This is a genomic window from Metabacillus crassostreae, from assembly GCF_016908395.1.
In the GTDB taxonomy this organism is placed as follows: Bacteria; Bacillota; Bacilli; order Bacillales; family Bacillaceae; genus Metabacillus; species Metabacillus crassostreae.
The window spans coordinates 72191-88935 of the sequence record NZ_JAFBDU010000001.1; the positions used below are offsets into that span (position 1 = coordinate 72191).

A 16745-nucleotide genomic window follows, 5' to 3' on the forward strand; every position below is an offset into this window, starting at 1 on the left:
CACAGCATACAGAGCAATCATTGTTGGTTTTTAAATTATAACTAGCAAGGATAAGGCACAGCTATATTTATGTTAGATAATCTTTTGATATGAATTAGTAAAGCACAAAAATTTGTAGCTCATCGAATAGTAACGTGTTTTTAGATTAATAAAGCATTATAAAATAAATGTTAAAAATAGAAAACAAAAATAAGGAATACAAAAAAAGAGTATGCTCATATATAATCCTTTTATTAAAATTTGTAAAAATTGATCAAAGCCCTCACCATCAATAAAGCTTATCAATTGATTTTCTTTTAATACATCATCATTTGTATTGTCTTCAAACTGCTGATATTTATCTCTTATCATTATTTCTACTCCCCTTCGTTATATAAGCTTGTCCACTTAAAATTATCTATATGATGAGTTTTATGATATATGCCTATATTTTGTAGAACTTACTGAAACTTAAGATTTAAAATCTTGTTTTCCTAAATAAAGGTGGATTTTTAACATAATAAAAACTGTTAATTTATTTTTGTTGTTCGAATAGACATATGTCCCTCTTTAAGGACATAAACAATAAAAGGGGGGCGATATTGTGAAGGAAATCGAAGTAATTATTGATACAGAGGAGATTGCGGAGTTCTTTTACAATGAGCTCACGAAGAGAGGGTATGTTCCTGGAGAGGATGAGCTAGGTGAACTGGCTGACATCACATTTGATTACCTTCTTAACAAATGCATTATTGATGAAGACAATGAAGACGATGAATTTGATGAATTCGAGTAAATTCTAAAAAAGCTTAGGCTGATAAAGTTGAGGTACTAAATTGTCCTTAGCGCTTTATCAGCCTTTTTCTGTTTGTGGAGGTAAAGTGAGAGTTTTTACCTTTCCTATTGTTTTTAATAAATGTATGTCCTTTGCAATATCCTTAGTTATATCCTGAAAGAGCTTCTGGCTTCCTGTTTCGAAATTCTCTATCTGGGATAGTTGTGTAAACCAATCTTGATTCATATGAAATCTATGAGGAATGTTCCTCCAAGCCTTTGTTAATGTTGGGCTTACAAGCTTATGATGTTCCAGTTCATTATTAGAAAAAATATGAGGCCAATAATCAGACCTAGAACCACTATGATGATGTTTTATTGCGAATTCTAAAATGGTTTCATAACGATTTTTTGTAAAAAGAATATTGTAAAGATGCTTCCCGATTTTAATCCGACTAACAACAGAGTTAAAGTTATGAACTTCTAGTCCAGATAGAGAATATTTAGGTAAGAAGGAATATCGTTTATATGGAAAGATAACATGAGTAAAGCCTAATTTCTCCTGGATTAAGTAAGTTAATGAATGTAAGATATTCTCTTTAATTGTTTTTTCGGACATTAAATTTTTTTCAATATATTGTTGCTCATTTGTTATTAATGCAAATGTTAATAGGGTAGAATTTTTGTGTTCTAAGAAATCCTCCCAAATAGGTATCATAAATTTTGATACATTAAAAGCTGGTAATAAGTGAAATAATGATGTTTGTTCTTTTAAACTGAATTTATACAATAATAATTGTGGAAATGCATCATGGAATATTAATGCATTTGCTTTTTCAAGCAAGTGAAATAATATCATTTTGTCTTCTTCATCTAGTAATGGGTCTAACAATGATCCTTTTAAATCGGTCATATTATATCCACCATTACGTGAAACCATATGTGCTAAAAAAGCCCAGTGTATTTCTTCATGATCTTTGAAATAAGAAAGATATGCTTTAGTTCTTGTGATATTATTTAAATTTAATTGTTGAGTATTATGTTGTATATTCCTAATAAGCTTTTTCTCTTTTTGTGTAATTACGACTGGATCTACTTTCCTTAAACTTTCTTCAATTTTTGTATAAAGGTTTAATTTATCTTTTTGATTGAATGTTTGTTGCTGTGATGCTTTTTTTGAATTCTTTGTTGTTCTTATTTTCTTCACGGTTTAATCAGCCCAAACTTTAATTGATTAATATATAATATGTATATGAATTTCTGAAACTTTTGTTAAGGTTCACCGTATTATAAGTAAACATATTATAGAAAGAGGTATTTTAATGATTAAAAAAATTCTTAAATCATTACTAACAAATAAACAATCACACCGTCGCTCATATAGTTCGAGTGATTTTAAAAGAAGGAAATACACAAATCATCATCCCTCAAAATATGGACATCAACATTATAAGAAAAAACATAAATCAAGTGGATTTTTTAGCTCTTACAGTAGTTAATGAAAAAGCTCTATCTTAAATTAATAGAGCTATTTGAAAAACCCTTAAAAACCAGTGCAGTTGTTGGTGGGAAATATACAATTCTTCAGCTGCTTGGTAAAGGAAGCTATGGTTTTACTTACTTAGTGAAGGATGAAAGAGCTGTTATTAAAGTTCTTAAACAACTAAGGAAGTATAAGAGGATCGAAGAATCTGGGAGAAATTCCTTTTTGTTAGAGGCGAAGGCATTAAGAGATTTGAGTTACACAGCTTTTCCTACACTACTTGATCAATTTGAAGATAAAGGGAAGCTCTTTATCGTTATGGAATATATGCATGGGAAAACTTATGAAGAACTAATCTTTATTGAAGGACAGAAATTTACTGAAAAAGAAGCATTTAAAGAGTTATCTGAGATTTTACAATTAGTACAGAAAATCCATCTTAAAGGCTATGTTCATCGAGACTTAAGAATCCCGAATATTCTAAAAGCTGAAAATAATGTTTTCATTATAGATTTTGGTTTGGCAAAAAGAATTAATGAATCTTCAGAAGTTCAAGAGGAAGTATTCAAAAATGAAGAAAAAAGACTTTTTAGAGAGATATCTTATAAAAGTGATTTGTATGCATTAGGACATTTTATGTTATTTTTGTTGTATTCTTCATATGAACCAGATTCACATCAATTAAGATCCTGGGAAGAAGAATTGCCTATTACAGATGGGACTAAAAGAGTAATAAGAAAAATGCTTCAGTTAGATGCGCCATATCATCATGTTAATGAACTAATTAATGATCTTGACAATAATCTATTCAAGTAAAGGAGATTTTTCATGTCTTTTTTTAATAAAATTCTAGCTAGTGTAGGGATTGGTTCCTCAAAGGTTGATACAAAGTTAGCTCAATCATCAATAAAAGTAGGGGAAGATGTAGAAGGAGTCGTTGAAGTAACAGGAGGTAGTGTTGAACAAGCAATTGAGGAAATATATTTAACAATTAATACAAATTATCAGCAAGAAGATGATGACAGGGTTGTGCATAAACAAGCTGTCATTTCATCAATTAAATTAAACGAACCATTTATCATCATGCCTGGAGAAACGAAAACAATACCGTTTCAATTTAAATTACCCCTAGATACACCAATTTCAGCTGGTTCATCAAAAGTATGGATACAAACTGGAATTGATATAAAAGGATCAGTAGATCCAACTGATCGTGATATTGTAACTGTTTTACCAAATAACTTAATGGATGAAACACTAGCAGTATTTAATAGATTAGGATTTGCTATGAAAAAGGTGAAAAATGAAGCCGCTTCATATAAAATTCGAAAAAGATTACCGTTTATTCAAGAATTTGAATTGGTTCCAACTGGAGGTACATTCTACAAGCAGTTCGATGAAGTAGAAGTGATCTTTTTTCCTATAAGTGAAACAAAAATGGAAGTTCTTATGGAAGTAGATCGTCGTGCCAGAGGTATATCTGGTTTATTTTCTGAAGCATTAGATTTAGATGAATCTATAATAAGGTTCTCAATTCAGAAAGAGGATTTACCTAGATTAAAAGAAACAATAGAAAAAATTCTAGTAAATCATTCCTAAGCTATAATTTATATTTATTTATAATTGGTAGTATATTTAAGGAGTAGAAAGATGGATGAAAAGAAGGTGACATATTCTAGAGTCAGATCCCAACATAATAAGAAAAAGCGAAGACTTAAGAAGTCTGTTCGTAGATTTTTATTACTAGTGTTATTAATATTGGGTAGTGTTTTAACTTATACATTTTTTTTAGAAAATGAAGTTGTCAAAGTTTCTAAGGTTAATACACATACTTCTAAAGAAACAATTGTTTCGGAAAAAGTAAAGTCTAATGAAGAAATAATAAATACAACAATTAAAATTAGTGCTGCCGGTGATTTTACACTTGGTAGGGATGAAAATTATGAGTACTCTGGATCATTTGTAGATGAAGCTTCTAAAAATGGCCTTCCGTATTTCGTTGAAGGTATTGATCAACTTTTTTTAGAGGATGATTTTACATCAGTAAATTTGGAAACAACACTAACAAACTCTACAGATAAAGCTGATAAAACATTTCGTTTTAAAGGAGACCCAGAGTATGCAGAAATTCTTAAGCTTGGAGGAATTGATGCGGTCAATTTAGCAAATAACCATATATTTGATTACATGCAAAAAGGATATGAAGATACGAAACTAGCATTAGATACGTTTAATATTGGTTATTTTGGCTATGAAGATCAATTCATTTCAACAATAAAAGATGTGAAAATAGCTGCTCTTGGTTATGAAGGCTGGCAGGACACACCTGAAATAAGAGAGAAAATAAAAAAAGATATTGATGGATTAAGAGAAAAAGGTACACAAATTGTTATTATCCATTTTCATTGGGGAGACGAAAAGCAATATATACCGAATGTTAATCAAGAAACGCTTGCAAAATTCACAATTGATTCTGGTGCTGATTTAATATTAGGTCACCATCCACATGTGATTCAAGGAATTGAGGAATATAAAGGGAAGTTTATCGTATATAGTCTAGGGAATTTTATGTTTGGTGGTAATAGAAATCCAAGTGATAAAGATACATTTGTATTTCAACAGACTTTCCATATAAAGGATGGAATTTTGACAGATAAAAAAGAGATAAACATTATTCCTTATTCGATTTCATCAGTTTCTGATAGAAACAATTATCAACCGGTAAAGTTAAGTGGTGAAGAATCTTCTCGAGTTATGGAAAAAATCCTTCATTATTCAAATGAAATAAATGGTTCAGAGTGGATTGTCTATGATCAAGATATTTAAGTAAATGAATTTCACTTCAAAAGCTTATAGGGACACAATTACTTAAGCTAATGATAAACCCGAACTAGTAGGTGATCGTTCAATTATTCTTTTGCCTTATTGTTCGGGTTTATTTGTAGTTTTCAATAGATCTTTTGATGGTTATGCATACTACTTTTAAGAACTATTGGAAAGCGAGTGTTTGCAGCGCAATGGATGAACTTGTTGTTCTAGCTTAACTGCTTAATAGAAAACAGTATTATGTATTGAATAGTTTAGGATTTTAGTCTCTTTTATTTAATAGGTCCGCATTTGGATTCAATTTTTACGGTGAATAAAGATTGTATATTCTTTGTCACAGGTCCTGGTATACCAGTAGAAATTTTATGATTATCAATTACGATAATTGGCATGACCTCGGTTGTTGTTCCAGTTAAAAAGACTTCATCAGCATTTAGTAATTCTTTTGTTGTAAATTCTTCTTCAATAGTTTTCATTCCTAGCTCTTTACATATGCTTAAAATGACTTGACGAGTAATGCCATTTAAAATTAAGTTGTTTGCTGGATGAGTTTTGATTATACCCTCTTTAACTATCCAAACATTTGAAGAGCTTCCCTCAGTAACGGTATCATCTCTATACTGAATTGCTTCAAAGCAATTTTCAGCAGTGGCTTTTTGTTTAGCAAGTACATTTGGTAGCAAATTCAAACTTTTGATATCACATCTTAGCCAACGAATGTCTTCGATCGTAATTGCAGAAACTCCACAACGCAAAGAATCTTTAGGAATCTCTAATTCACTTGTGTATGCTATGAATACAGGAGCTGTGTGAATAGCTGTAAAAGAATGTTTTCTCGGAGAAACACCTCTAGAAACCTGAATATATACAATTCCCATCGTAACATTGTTTTCGTTTATCAGTTTGTTCAAAAGATCTTTGATTTCCTTAATTGAATAAGGCATATTTATTTCAATAGCTGTAGCACTTTTAATAAGACGCTTTAAATGTTCATCTTCTGTGAAAAGTTTTCCATTATATATTCTAATAACTTCATAAATACCATCCCCAAATTGATAGCCACGATCCTCAATATCAATATGTACAGTGGATTTATCAACAATAGTGCCATTATATATGATCTTTTTCATTTTTTACTCCTTTAAAAGGTTTTACTAATTAGTGTATCATATAACATTTACTTCTTGATGATTCATTTTTAGTAAACTTAGTTCACTTAACGCAAAATGTTTATTGCAAAATGGAACGTCAAAAATCGATCTAAATTATAACATTTGTCCCTTCTATGGACTATTTGTCGTATAGCACTAGATTTTTTGGGTACAGTTTATTATAAGGGCTTTTGGTTAAGGATATTTTCGTAACTTTGTAACTATAAACTTCACTATTTAAGATAACGAACAGCTTTTCTTTATAGAAAGGTACCTTTTACGCAATGAAGAAGATGATATTACGGCCTAATTATGATCACCAGTCTTAAAAAACCCCTTAGTTAGAATATATGTAAGTCATTCCATTATGACTTTTTACCCGTGGATATCGAGGAGGTGTAGATCTTACATTTGTAAGGTTGTGCTATTGATTACATTAAATTTACTATTCATTATCCTTTTAATTGCTTTTACTGGCTTTTTTGTGGCAACTGAATTTGCAATTGTGAAAGTACGTATGGTGAGAATTGAGCAGCTAATATCTGAAGGAAAGAAAGGTGCCCATTCGGCTAAGATTGTTCTATCTCATATTGAAGAGTATTTGTCAGCTTGTCAGTTAGGTATAACTGTCACTGCTTTAGGTCTTGGATGGTTAGGGGAACCTACTGTTACAAATATTTTTCAACCTTTATTTAACCAATATAATGTTAATGAATCTCTTATACAACTTTTATCATTTTGTATTACATTTGGTATTATTACGTTTTTACATGTTGTAGTTGGTGAATTGGCCCCTAAATCCGTAGCCATTCAAAAAGCTGAAGAAATCATCTTATTTTGCTCATTACCAATCATTTGGTTTTATCGAGTCATGTACCCTTTTATTTGGATTTTGAATGGTGCGGCTCGTATTTTTGTTGGTTTATTCGGATTAAGTTCAGCCTCGAAATTTGATATAGCACATTCAGAGGAAGAATTAAGAATATTGCTGTCAGAAAGCTTTCATAGTGGTGAAATCAATCAAAATGAATTGAATTATGTTAATAATATTTTTGCTTTTGATGAAAGAATCGCTAAAGAGGTTATGGTCCCTAGAACTGAGATAGTTAGCATATCCATGGAAAATACTTATGAGGAAGTTATTAATATTGTAACAGCAGAAAAATATACTCGGTATCCGGTTATTCAAGACAGTGATAAAGATAATATTCTAGGTTTTATTAATATTAAAGAATTTCTAACTGCAATGATTATGCATAAAACAGATAAAAATCAACAATCATTTCAATCCTTTATCAATCCAATTATACAAGTGATAGAAACCGTGCCTATTCATGATTTGTTAGTAAAAATGCAAAAGGAACGAACACATATTGCTATTTTAATTGATGAATACGGAGGTACATCAGGTTTAGTTACTGTAGAAGATATCTTAGAGGAGATTGTTGGAGAAATTCGGGATGAATTTGATGAAGATGAAATTCCAGAAATTCAAAAGGTGAGCGAAAATCATTACATTCTCGATGCTAAGATCTTAATTGATGAAGTCAATAACTTACTTGGAGTTGAATTAGAGGATGAAGAAATTGATACAATAGGTGGTTGGTTCTTAACAAGAAATTTTGAAGCAAAAGCAGGCTCAGAAATTCAAGCTGAAGGGTATATATTTAGAATTAAAACTATAAATGGACATCATATTTCATATATAGAAGTAGTGAAAAGTCAATAAAACCTTAGCATTTCATACTTAATTTAGTAAAATATGAATGTGAGGACATTTAATGATTAACCACTTAACAAATGAAGCAATTAAGGTATAATAAAGACATGTATTTAGAAATACCATTACATATTTAGAAATATCGTTTTTTTTAATGTGGATTATGTTAAGTGGTATGATTTAATGTTGAAAGTGAGTGTTCATAATGGGTCGTAAGTGGAATAATATTAAAGAAAAAAAGGCGTCTAAGGATGCTAATACTAGTCGTATATATGCTAAATTTGGTCGAGAGATTTATGTAGTAGCTAGACAAGGAGAACCTGATCCAGAATCTAACCAAGCCTTGAAGGTTGTTCTAGAAAGAGCAAAAACATATAATGTGCCGAAAACAATAATTGATCGTGCTATAGATAAAGCTAAGGGTGGATCAGAGGAAAATTTCGATGAGCTTCGTTATGAAGGATTTGGACCTAATGGTTCAATGATTATTGTTGATGCCTTAACAAATAACGTTAACCGAACTGCTTCAGATGTTAGAGCAGCATTTGGTAAAAACGGAGGGAATATGGGAGTTAGTGGATCTGTTTCCTACATGTTTGATGCAACTGCTGTAATTGGTGTTGAAGGTAAATCTGCTGACGATGTTCTTGAATTATTAATGGAAGCAGACGTTGACGCACGAGACATTTTAGAAGAGGAAAATTCAGTCATTGTTTATGCAGAGCCAGATCAATTTCATTCAATACAAGAGGCATTCAAGAATGCAGGGATAGTTGAATTTAATGTTGCTGAATTAACTATGTTAGCACAAAATGATGTTTCATTAACAGAAGAATCACAACAACAATTCGAAAAATTAATCGACGCTTTAGAAGACCTGGAAGATGTTAGGCAAGTTTATCATAATGTAGATTTAAGCGAATAGCTTAAAACATAGGCAGACCTATTTAAAAGGTCTGCCTTTTAGTTTGTACTGTTCCTTCTCTTTTCACTTCGTAATTGTTTTCCTATTTTATGTAAAACCTACTTATTAACAAATACTCTTTTCTATCCTAAGTTCAAGTGATATATGTATTAGAACACCCTTAGATGATGATCCTTTAAAATAAGAATGATTTTCTGCATTTAAGTTAAACTAAGAGTGCTCTAAAACTTTTTGTAGGAGGTTTTTTGAATGTCTAAGAAGAAGGAGACACCTTCAAAAGAGGTCGATCAAAAGCAATTAGTAAATGATAAAGCTATAAAGTCAAAGGCGAATAATTATGAAGATGACCATATTCGCAATACAACCTCAATTGGTGCAGCAAATCAATAATTTAGTCTATGTTATAGATAAATGTAGATTTTTAGAACTTTGAAGTGAAAAGCATTCACTCCTGCGGGAATAGCGTGTCAAAGGGAAACCTCACATTCGACACAGCCTACGATGGACTCCGGATCTAGGAAGAAGAATTGTCCTTTAAAAAAAGCCGGCAGTTGGGATTGTTAATATTATTCCCAAGGAAAAAACAAAGTGTATCTTCGCTCAGAAAAGCAAATGGCTATAACGGCATCAACAACAAAGTTCAAATGAGTTATAATTTAAGCTGGAAGCAAGAATGGTGTAAGTTATAATTCAAAATGGTAATTGGTAATGAGAGTATTATATTCAACTATAAAATACAAAAATGTATAAAATGTAGTGAAAGATAATATTATTTTTAAGAGACCTGCTATAGTTAGGGGTCTCTTTAATAATAGAACTTTGTGTGGAGGGGAACTGGAGAAATATGCTATTTAGATTTTTAACTCTATTATTTGTTTTTTGCCTTTGTGCACTGATTTATCCTATTGAATTTTTCTATCAATGGGATGTAAAGGTAACTTTGTTTTTTGAGGAAATTCGTCATCCTATTTTAACTACTATTTTCATGTTCATAACAGATATTGGTTCAATAAAATATACTCTTCCAATTTGCATAGTTTTTGCTTGTTTCTTTTATTATAAAAAAAGGAAACTGTTAGATCTTGTTATGTTAACTGTGATCTTCTTTACTGTTAGACAGTTAAATGGATTATTAAAAAATTTATTTGTGAGAGATCGTCCTTCTTTTGAATATGTATATGAGGAAAGTCATTATAGTTTTCCAAGTGGACATGCTATGAACACTACAGCAATATATGGATTTTTATGTTTTATTACTTTAAATCACCTGATAAAAAGTGGTAAGCAAAAATCTATTGTATTGGTTAGTACAATTATATTAATCGGCTTGATAAGCATCAGTAGAGTATACTTGGGCGTTCATTTTATTACAGATGTTATAGCTGGAATTAGTGCTGGTTTAATGTTATTAATTGTAATAACATCGATTATCCCTAAAATTAGATTGTTTTTCGACAAAAATAGAAGATATTAGATAAAGGGATTTACATATCATTTCTCTAATTAAGTTAAATAGACAATATAATTAGGGAGGATGGGAAATATGTATTCCTTACTAGTAAAAAAACGTACAGTTACATATGATATGACCATTTTTCAGACGCCGAATTTTGGAGACAAAAAAGGTTATAAAGAAGTGTATCGTATAAGTGTTATCGGTACTACGCATACAGAAGCTTTAAATAATATATTTCAAGTTTTTAATGTGAATGATCGAATTCCTCAGGATTATACTGCAAGATATTTAAGTACAGGAGATATTATCTTAATTGATGAGGGTAAAAAAGGGCAATTTTACTATAAGTTATTTCCTCAAGATTGGAAAAGAATCAACCGAATTCATGTAAGGTAAGAAGAAGCTATGAACTTACCCATAGCTTCTTTTTAATATACTGCAGTCTTCACGAGTGAATATGATGCCTTTTACCATTTAAATATGGTGACCTGGACCATTTTTGCGTTTCTCGGAAGTATGTTCTTTTGAATGTGCAGTTTCTTCTGCTGCTAATACTTCAGGTGATATATGGTTATTTTTTTTAGGTGTGTTTCTGTTGCGATGTTTTTTACCCATTTATTCATATTCCCCCTTATATCTCGTTGGATTTATTAGTATTATGTGTTTTTTGTTTTCTAGGCTTTTTTGATTCATGTGGCATTGTTCCATTTCGTGAACCTGGAGTTGTTTCGTTAGCATGTTGTACTGCTTGTTCAAGCTTTTTTTTCATAGAAATCCCTCCAAAAATGTATTCATATTTATATTGCCCTTAATTAGTAGAGTTAAGCTGTAAAATAATACTTAGAATGTTAATAAAAATAATGGATGATAATAAAACTGTTGAGAGAGCCATTAAAGATTTTTCATGTTCATTTTATTATGTTATAGTAAATTGATTCTTTTTGAATATTTTAAGTGGAGGTAAAAGAGAATGAGTGTACATATTGGGGCAAAAGAAAACGAAATAGCAGAAACGGTATTATTACCAGGAGATCCATTACGTGCTAAATATATTGCTGAAACATTTCTAGAAGATGTTAAATGCTATAATGAAGTAAGAGGTATGTTAGGGTTTACTGGTACATACAAAGGAGAGCGTATCTCAGTGCAAGGTACGGGAATGGGTGTACCTTCTATTTCAATATACATAAATGAGTTGATGAGTAGCTACGGTGTACAACAGCTGATTCGTGTTGGTACTTGTGGTGCAATCCAAAAAGATGTAAAAGTTAGGGATGTCATTTTGGCGATGAGTGCATCAACTGATAATCAAATGAACCGTCTAACTTTTGGTGGAGTAGATTATGCACCAACTGCAAATTTTGAACTCCTAAAAAAAGCATATGATACTGGAATTGAAAAAGGATTAAATTTAAAAGTTGGAAATATATTCACTGCCGATATGTTTTATAATGATAATGCTGAATTAGAGAAATGGGCAAAATATGGAATATTAGCAATCGAAATGGAGTCTTCCGCACTTTATACTTTAGCCGCAAAATTCGGAAGAAAAGCATTATCAGTTCTTACTGTTAGTGATCACATTTTAACTGGTGAAGAAACAACGTCTGAAGAGCGACAAACAACATTTAATGATATGATTGTTGTTGCTTTAGATGCTGCAATAAAAAAATAAACGTCAAAACGTATGCCATTGCATACGTTTTTTTATGTGATTTAATTCTTTGTAATGAAATTTGTCGAAAAATATAACTCTATTTTAAAAATAAATTGTTTTAACAAATAGGAAAATAGGGTAAAAATGTTTGTAGGTGCTTTATCTCATATGAATTTTTAGGCACTTAATGATAGAATGGATATGTTATCTATTTTAGATTGGGTGATATTTATGTCTTATTATGTAAAGCTATTTGTCGTTATAAGCGGAATTACTGTGTTATCAGCATGCACAACAAACTTCTCATTACCTAGAGGAATTCCATTTAATGAGGAAAACCAGGATGAAGCAATAGAAAAAGGTGACAGTAATACGACAAATAACAATGATTCTATTAATGAAAACCAAATTGAAAGTGAAGAAATAGAAGAAACAGAAATAGATAGGGAATTTTTATTAAAGTCGCATTTTTTTAATGAGGTAAAAGTCGTAAATGGAAACCAGATTATTGAAAATCCCTCAAATATCATGGCAATGGTGAATAAAGAATATGGGTTAGCAGATGACTATGTTCCTAAGGATTTAGTAATTCCTCAAGTTGACTTTTCATTTGGTGATGCAGACATTCCTCAAAGTTATTTACGAAAAGATGCCGCTGCTGCACTAGAAAAATTATTTAAACTTGCAAAAGAAGATAATATCGAGTTACTTGCAGTTTCAGGATACAGATCTTATTTTCGTCAACAGGGTATCTTTAATGTTGAAAAAGAAAATAAAGGGGAAGAACAAGCTTTACAGGCAGTTGCATTACCAGGGCAAAGTGAACATCAAACTGGGCTAGCAATGGATGTGACAAGTAGAAGTGTAAATCTTGAAATAACAAAAAAGTTTGGTGAAACAAAAGAAGGAAAATGGGTTAGCGAAAATGCACATAAAGCTGGATTCATAATCAGATATCCTCTTGGAAAGGAATCTATAACAGGATACCAATACGAACCATGGCATTTACGTTATGTTGGTTTAGAGCAGGCAAAAGTGATATATGAAAATAAGATAACACTAGAGGAATACTTTCAAAAAGCAAAAAAAATATAGTCGGAGTTTTAAACTATGACAAAAGATTTAGATCATCTTAAAGCTGGCTTAACAATCTTATTTATTGGGTATAACCCTAGCCTTATTTCAGGTGAAATAGGCCATAATTATGCTAATAAAAATAATAGGTTTTGGAAGCTTCTTTATCAATCAGGTATAACGGAAAGGTTGTATCTTCCTGAAGAAGATGGCAACTTATTAGATAAAGGGTTAGGTTTTACCAATATTGTTTCAAGACCTACTAGAAGTGCTGATGAAATTACAAAAGAAGAATATCAAGAAGGTAGAAAAATACTATATAGAAAAATAAACTTATTTAAACCTAAAATTGCCTTTTTTGTTGGAAAGGGTGTGTATCTACAATATAGTCAAGTGAAAAAAACATCATGGGGTAAGCAAGAGAAAAGTTTTGTCCCTGGTGTTATTGATTTTGTAGCACCTTCTTCAAGTGGACTAGTAAGAATGAATATAGATGAAATTACTTCAATCTATAATAGTGTAAAGAAATATATATAAAAGGTAAGGGAATAGACCCTTACCTTTTATTTACCTTTTACCAGAAAAGTAAACCACCTAATGCTATTCCAGTAATAAGCCCTAGACCAAGTCCATAAGGAGCACCATAACCATATCCATACCCGTATCCAAAACCAAACCCATATCCACCTCTTTGAATGACAGGCTCAATAAATACTGTACTTTGTGTTACTCGACATATTCTTCCTACATGAACTCGACCATGTCGATCATTAATTCTAACAACTTTACCATTGTAGCGACAACATAATTGATAGTAGTGTTGAGACAAGAGAAATCCCTCCTTTATGATCATTCACCATAGGTTATGATGAATGCATGAGGAGGGATTGTACGCCTATCATGAGTTAGAAATTTAATTTTACTATTTAAGAAAGAAAACACAGTAAGAGAGTTTGGTTTGATATTTATTTGTTAATTGCTCATGTTTATCAAGAAGAGTAAAGGTAGTTTCGGGAATATCATCACTAAGGTTGAACTCAGTACTAGGCTCGTAAGCATCGTTAACGACAATATCAGTTGGGGCTAAGGTCTTATAAACATCAAAATTATATTCTTTAAACTGATTTTGCCATTCTTCTTTAGAAAGAATCGAAGAAAAACCGTAAAAATCAAGTAATTCTGATTCTTCATCCTTAGTTAAATGTGCAGATTTTATTATTTCGATTGCAATCATTTTACCATTTTTAGTCATAATTCTCTTCATTTCAGGTAGGGACTCTTTCAGTTTGGTAAAAGATAATACTGATTCACATAATATCAAATCATAAGAATGATCAGCAATAGAAGTTTTTACAAGATTTTCATGTAAATACAGCATTTCATTTTTTGGATCTATCTGTTTCTTTCTTGCGATTTCGATCATTCTAATATCATGATCTAAACCAGTAACATTAAAGCCTAGTTGATAAAGATAGTTAGTAGTTTGACCAGTGCCACAACCAACATCTAGTATCATTGCATCAAGAGGGATTTGTTCAAGTTCAAAAATGGTTTTTGTAAGTGGAAGACCACCTGGATGTGCACCACCTATACCTAAGAAAGATAACATTTGTAAATAATTCATCAGTATTCCCCCATTTATAATCTATGAGTATTTATATGGAGGGATAACCAAAAAGGTGCTTATAAGCAACTGAATAAACGATGCTTTTCATATAATTTATTTAATTTTGGAGTGAGTAGCTGATAAATTTCTGCTTTGTAAATTGTTTGTAATGAACATTTCACGTGTAAAGTTTCAACAAAACTCTCAATACAATTATCAATATAATGAATCACTTGATTTTTATAATAAAGAATATTGCTATTTATTTTGTAATCTATGTCTTTAAGTAATGACATAGAAAAATAAATCATATTAAAGTCATTTTTTCCGATGTAATCGATTAGTTGCATAACGAAACCTCCTATATTTACATTCGTGTAATAAACTTTACATTAAATCAACAGAGAAGTATCGTACTTTTTGTCGATTGTGTAAAAGACAATTTATTTCATTGTTAGGATCATGCTTTTTACCATTCATTGTTTTAAGGATTTTGGTTACATTATTTATGTGACCCTCCATAATATGTCCAAATTTGGTTAATTGATATCATAATATCTATACATATTCATTGACGTTTTAAATGTGGTTAGACATAATAAATACATACATAAAGGTGGTGCAGTAATCGAGAATGAAGAACAGTAAAATACTTATTTCAATTTTAGTCACAGCAATTATTACAGCAGGTATTACATACAATGTTGCTTCACCTAAAGAAGTAACCCTGTTGAATGAAGAAGATCCTTTCTCTAAATTAAAATCAACATATAATTTATTACAGAAAAATTATTATCAGGATGTTGAGACAGAAAAATTAGTTGAAGGTGCAATTAAAGGAATGGTGGAGTCTTTAGAAGACCCATATTCTGTTTACATGGATATTGAAGAAGCAAAAAGTTTTAGTGAAAACATATCTTCTTCTTTCGAAGGAATTGGAGCAGAAATACAAGAGAATGATGGAAGTATAATCATTGTATCTCCAATAAAGGGATCACCTGCAGAAGAAGCTGGTCTTAAACCAAAGGATATTATTCAAAAGGTTGATGATAAGTCAGTTGAAGGGTTTTCTGTTACAGAGGCAGTCATGTTAATTAGAGGTGAAAAAGGATCAACAGTTAACCTTGTTGTTGAAAGACCAGGTGTTGGGAATTTAAACTTTACAATTACACGAGATACAATTCCTATTGAAACAGTTTATTCTGAAGTGATTGAAGATCAAATTGGTAAAATTCAAATTACCAAGTTTTCTGAAAGTACAAGTGAAGAATTTGCTAAAGCGTTAAGTGACCTGCAGGAGCAGAATGTAAAAGGTCTCATTATTGATCTTAGACAAAATCCTGGTGGTTTAATGGATAAAGCAATTGCTATGTCTGACATCTTTGTGCCAAAGGGTGAGAATATTCTTCAGGTAGAATATAATAATAAGGCCAAAGACGTATATAAAGCTGAGAATGATGCAATGATTGATTTACCTACAACAGTGTTAATTGATGGTGGAACAGCTAGTGCCGGAGAGATAATGGCTGCTGCTTTAAATCAATCAGCAGGAATACCACTTGTGGGTGAAAAAACCTTTGGTAAAGGTACTGTGCAATCAGCAGAAGGATTTGAGGATAATTCTTCAGTTAAGTTTACAACAGCTAAATGGTTAACACCTGATGGGACTTGGATTCATGATAAAGGAATTGAACCAACAGTAAAAGCCATATTACCAGATTATGCGAATTTACCGTATATTAATCCTGATAATGTACTTAAACAAGGAGATTCAACTCCTGAGGTAAATGCTGCACAACAAATGTTAAAAGCATTAGGTTATGATGGGGTAAGCTTGAATGGATACTTTGATGAAAATACAACGAAGGTTGTTAAACAATTCCAAAAAGATCAAGGTCTTGAGGTTGATGGACAAATTGCCGAAGGAACAACAATTAAGTTAATAGAGTTGTTACAAAGTAAAATAAAAGAAAATGATACACAGCTCGAAAAAGCAATAGAAACATTAAAGAAAGATTTATAAAAAAAGCTCTTCGTTTGTCACAAAATGTGCAACGAAGAGCTTTTTTTAGTTTAATTCAACCTTAGATTATA

The 16745-nt window shown here is 31.1% G+C and carries 22 protein-coding genes; 14 read left to right on the forward strand and 8 right to left on the reverse strand.

The window, feature by feature from the left end; translation table 11 throughout:
- Positions 1 to 156 precede the first annotated feature (156 nt).
- On the reverse strand, positions 157 to 351 hold the full coding sequence (locus tag JOC75_RS00425) for a hypothetical protein (protein WP_204952166.1): 195 nt from the start codon (positions 349 to 351) through the stop codon (positions 157 to 159).
- Between the two features lie 232 nt (positions 352 to 583).
- On the opposite strand from JOC75_RS00425, the gene JOC75_RS00430 reads away from it, so the two are divergent.
- A complete protein-coding gene (locus JOC75_RS00430) occupies positions 584 to 775 on the forward strand; it encodes a YozD family protein (protein ID WP_146946033.1) in 192 nt (63 codons plus the stop codon).
- Between the two features lie 57 nt (positions 776 to 832).
- Here the strand turns inward: JOC75_RS00430 and JOC75_RS00435 are convergent, their stop codons facing one another.
- The gene (locus tag JOC75_RS00435) at positions 833 to 1960 is read right to left on the reverse strand and encodes a DUF2515 family protein (protein ID WP_204952167.1); all 1128 of its coding nucleotides are present in this window, start codon (positions 1958 to 1960) and stop codon (positions 833 to 835) included.
- A 115-nt stretch (positions 1961 to 2075) separates the two neighbouring features.
- On the opposite strand from JOC75_RS00435, the gene JOC75_RS00440 reads away from it, so the two are divergent.
- From JOC75_RS00440 to JOC75_RS00455, 4 genes are read left to right on the forward strand one after another with little or no spacing between them, the layout of a single operon-like run.
- The gene (locus JOC75_RS00440) at positions 2076 to 2252 is read left to right on the forward strand and encodes a hypothetical protein (RefSeq protein ID WP_204952168.1); all 177 of its coding nucleotides are present in this window, start codon (positions 2076 to 2078) and stop codon (positions 2250 to 2252) included.
- Positions 2252 to 3052 carry a serine/threonine protein kinase gene (locus JOC75_RS00445; RefSeq protein ID WP_204952169.1) on the forward strand — a complete coding sequence of 267 codons (801 nt, stop codon included), beginning with the start codon at positions 2252 to 2254 and terminating at the stop codon, positions 3050 to 3052. Before JOC75_RS00440 ends, JOC75_RS00445 begins: the two co-directional genes overlap by 1 nt.
- Before the next feature lie 12 nt (positions 3053 to 3064).
- On the forward strand, positions 3065 to 3835 hold the full coding sequence (locus JOC75_RS00450; RefSeq protein WP_204952170.1) for a sporulation protein: 771 nt from the start codon (positions 3065 to 3067) through the stop codon (positions 3833 to 3835).
- A gap of 51 nt (positions 3836 to 3886) precedes the next feature.
- A complete protein-coding gene (locus JOC75_RS00455; protein WP_204952171.1) occupies positions 3887 to 5062 on the forward strand; it encodes a CapA family protein in 1176 nt (391 codons plus the stop codon).
- A gap of 272 nt (positions 5063 to 5334) precedes the next feature.
- Here the strand turns inward: JOC75_RS00455 and dat are convergent, their stop codons facing one another.
- The gene (gene dat, locus JOC75_RS00460; protein WP_204952172.1) at positions 5335 to 6192 is read right to left on the reverse strand and encodes a D-amino-acid transaminase; all 858 of its coding nucleotides are present in this window, start codon (positions 6190 to 6192) and stop codon (positions 5335 to 5337) included.
- Between the two features lie 448 nt (positions 6193 to 6640).
- Between dat and JOC75_RS00465 the strand changes: the two genes are divergently transcribed.
- The 5 genes from JOC75_RS00465 to JOC75_RS00485 all read left to right on the forward strand — a co-directional run bounded on the left by JOC75_RS00465 (position 6641) and on the right by JOC75_RS00485 (position 10710).
- Positions 6641 to 7942, forward strand: coding sequence for a hemolysin family protein (locus JOC75_RS00465; RefSeq protein WP_204952174.1), 1302 nt, complete (start codon positions 6641 to 6643; stop codon positions 7940 to 7942).
- 196 nt (positions 7943 to 8138) lie between these two features.
- On the forward strand, positions 8139 to 8858 hold the full coding sequence (locus JOC75_RS00470) for a YebC/PmpR family DNA-binding transcriptional regulator (RefSeq protein WP_204952175.1): 720 nt from the start codon (positions 8139 to 8141) through the stop codon (positions 8856 to 8858).
- Between the two features lie 249 nt (positions 8859 to 9107).
- A complete protein-coding gene (locus JOC75_RS00475; protein WP_204952176.1) occupies positions 9108 to 9248 on the forward strand; it encodes a hypothetical protein in 141 nt (46 codons plus the stop codon).
- A 454-nt stretch (positions 9249 to 9702) separates the two neighbouring features.
- Positions 9703 to 10332 (forward strand): phosphatase PAP2 family protein, encoded by a 630-nt coding sequence (locus JOC75_RS00480; RefSeq protein WP_204952177.1) that lies wholly within the window; start codon positions 9703 to 9705, stop codon positions 10330 to 10332.
- A 69-nt stretch (positions 10333 to 10401) separates the two neighbouring features.
- Positions 10402 to 10710, forward strand: coding sequence for a YodL domain-containing protein (locus JOC75_RS00485; protein WP_204952178.1), 309 nt, complete (start codon positions 10402 to 10404; stop codon positions 10708 to 10710).
- 78 nt (positions 10711 to 10788) lie between these two features.
- On the opposite strand, the gene JOC75_RS00490 is transcribed toward JOC75_RS00485, so the two are convergent.
- Both JOC75_RS00490 and JOC75_RS00495 read right to left on the reverse strand, forming a co-directional pair.
- Positions 10789 to 10929 (reverse strand): hypothetical protein, encoded by a 141-nt coding sequence (locus tag JOC75_RS00490; RefSeq protein WP_168714456.1) that lies wholly within the window; start codon positions 10927 to 10929, stop codon positions 10789 to 10791.
- A 16-nt stretch (positions 10930 to 10945) separates the two neighbouring features.
- Positions 10946 to 11083, reverse strand: coding sequence for a hypothetical protein (locus JOC75_RS00495; protein ID WP_168714455.1), 138 nt, complete (start codon positions 11081 to 11083; stop codon positions 10946 to 10948).
- Between the two features lie 201 nt (positions 11084 to 11284).
- Here JOC75_RS00495 and deoD point away from each other — a divergent pair, with 201 nt between their 5' ends.
- From deoD to JOC75_RS00510, 3 genes are all read left to right on the forward strand, one after another.
- Entirely contained in the window at positions 11285 to 11989 is a 705-nt protein-coding gene (gene deoD / locus JOC75_RS00500; RefSeq protein WP_146946023.1) for a purine-nucleoside phosphorylase, read from the forward strand.
- Positions 11990 to 12202: 213 nt separating this feature from the next.
- Positions 12203 to 13066, forward strand: coding sequence for a M15 family metallopeptidase (locus tag JOC75_RS00505; RefSeq protein WP_204952179.1), 864 nt, complete (start codon positions 12203 to 12205; stop codon positions 13064 to 13066).
- 15 nt (positions 13067 to 13081) lie between these two features.
- Entirely contained in the window at positions 13082 to 13582 is a 501-nt protein-coding gene (locus tag JOC75_RS00510; RefSeq protein WP_204952180.1) for a mismatch-specific DNA-glycosylase, read from the forward strand.
- 37 nt (positions 13583 to 13619) lie between these two features.
- Here the strand turns inward: JOC75_RS00510 and JOC75_RS00515 are convergent, their stop codons facing one another.
- The 3 genes from JOC75_RS00515 to JOC75_RS00525 form a co-directional block, all read right to left on the reverse strand.
- A complete protein-coding gene (locus JOC75_RS00515) occupies positions 13620 to 13874 on the reverse strand; it encodes a hypothetical protein (RefSeq protein ID WP_420827994.1) in 255 nt (84 codons plus the stop codon).
- 93 nt (positions 13875 to 13967) lie between these two features.
- The gene (locus JOC75_RS00520) at positions 13968 to 14669 is read right to left on the reverse strand and encodes a class I SAM-dependent methyltransferase (protein ID WP_204952183.1); all 702 of its coding nucleotides are present in this window, start codon (positions 14667 to 14669) and stop codon (positions 13968 to 13970) included.
- A 59-nt stretch (positions 14670 to 14728) separates the two neighbouring features.
- Complete coding sequence (locus tag JOC75_RS00525; RefSeq protein ID WP_204952184.1) at positions 14729 to 15001, reverse strand: hypothetical protein; 273 nt, start codon at positions 14999 to 15001, stop codon at positions 14729 to 14731.
- A gap of 284 nt (positions 15002 to 15285) precedes the next feature.
- On the opposite strand from JOC75_RS00525, the gene JOC75_RS00530 reads away from it, so the two are divergent.
- Positions 15286 to 16674: a S41 family peptidase gene (locus JOC75_RS00530; protein WP_204952185.1), complete on the forward strand. Its 1389-nt coding sequence runs from the start codon at positions 15286 to 15288 to the stop codon at positions 16672 to 16674.
- The last annotated feature ends 71 nt before the right edge of the window (positions 16675 to 16745 follow it).

Bases quoted from the DNA above. Each gene is read 5' to 3' on its own strand.
- JOC75_RS00525 (WP_204952184.1), bottom strand. From the start codon at position 15,001: ATGCAACTAATCGATTACATCGGAAAAAATGACTTTAATATGATTTAT.
- JOC75_RS00495 (WP_168714455.1), bottom strand. From the start codon at position 11,083: ATGAAAAAAAAGCTTGAACAAGCAGTACAACATGCTAACGAAACAACT.
- JOC75_RS00470 (WP_204952175.1), top strand. From the start codon at position 8,139: ATGGGTCGTAAGTGGAATAATATTAAAGAAAAAAAGGCGTCTAAGGAT.
- JOC75_RS00485 (WP_204952178.1), top strand. From the start codon at position 10,402: ATGTATTCCTTACTAGTAAAAAAACGTACAGTTACATATGATATGACC.
- JOC75_RS00455 (WP_204952171.1), top strand. From the start codon at position 3,887: ATGGATGAAAAGAAGGTGACATATTCTAGAGTCAGATCCCAACATAAT.
- JOC75_RS00510 (WP_204952180.1), top strand. From the start codon at position 13,082: ATGACAAAAGATTTAGATCATCTTAAAGCTGGCTTAACAATCTTATTT.
- JOC75_RS00490 (WP_168714456.1), bottom strand. From the start codon at position 10,929: ATGGGTAAAAAACATCGCAACAGAAACACACCTAAAAAAAATAACCAT.
- JOC75_RS00475 (WP_204952176.1), top strand. From the start codon at position 9,108: ATGTCTAAGAAGAAGGAGACACCTTCAAAAGAGGTCGATCAAAAGCAA.
- JOC75_RS00445 (WP_204952169.1), top strand. From the start codon at position 2,252: ATGAAAAAGCTCTATCTTAAATTAATAGAGCTATTTGAAAAACCCTTA.
- JOC75_RS00505 (WP_204952179.1), top strand. From the start codon at position 12,203: ATGTCTTATTATGTAAAGCTATTTGTCGTTATAAGCGGAATTACTGTG.
- JOC75_RS00450 (WP_204952170.1), top strand. From the start codon at position 3,065: ATGTCTTTTTTTAATAAAATTCTAGCTAGTGTAGGGATTGGTTCCTCA.
- JOC75_RS00425 (WP_204952166.1), bottom strand. From the start codon at position 351: ATGATAAGAGATAAATATCAGCAGTTTGAAGACAATACAAATGATGAT.
- JOC75_RS00520 (WP_204952183.1), bottom strand. From the start codon at position 14,669: ATGAATTATTTACAAATGTTATCTTTCTTAGGTATAGGTGGTGCACAT.
- JOC75_RS00530 (WP_204952185.1), top strand. From the start codon at position 15,286: ATGAAGAACAGTAAAATACTTATTTCAATTTTAGTCACAGCAATTATT.
- dat (WP_204952172.1), bottom strand. From the start codon at position 6,192: ATGAAAAAGATCATATATAATGGCACTATTGTTGATAAATCCACTGTA.
- deoD (WP_146946023.1), top strand. From the start codon at position 11,285: ATGAGTGTACATATTGGGGCAAAAGAAAACGAAATAGCAGAAACGGTA.
- JOC75_RS00480 (WP_204952177.1), top strand. From the start codon at position 9,703: ATGCTATTTAGATTTTTAACTCTATTATTTGTTTTTTGCCTTTGTGCA.
- JOC75_RS00440 (WP_204952168.1), top strand. From the start codon at position 2,076: ATGATTAAAAAAATTCTTAAATCATTACTAACAAATAAACAATCACAC.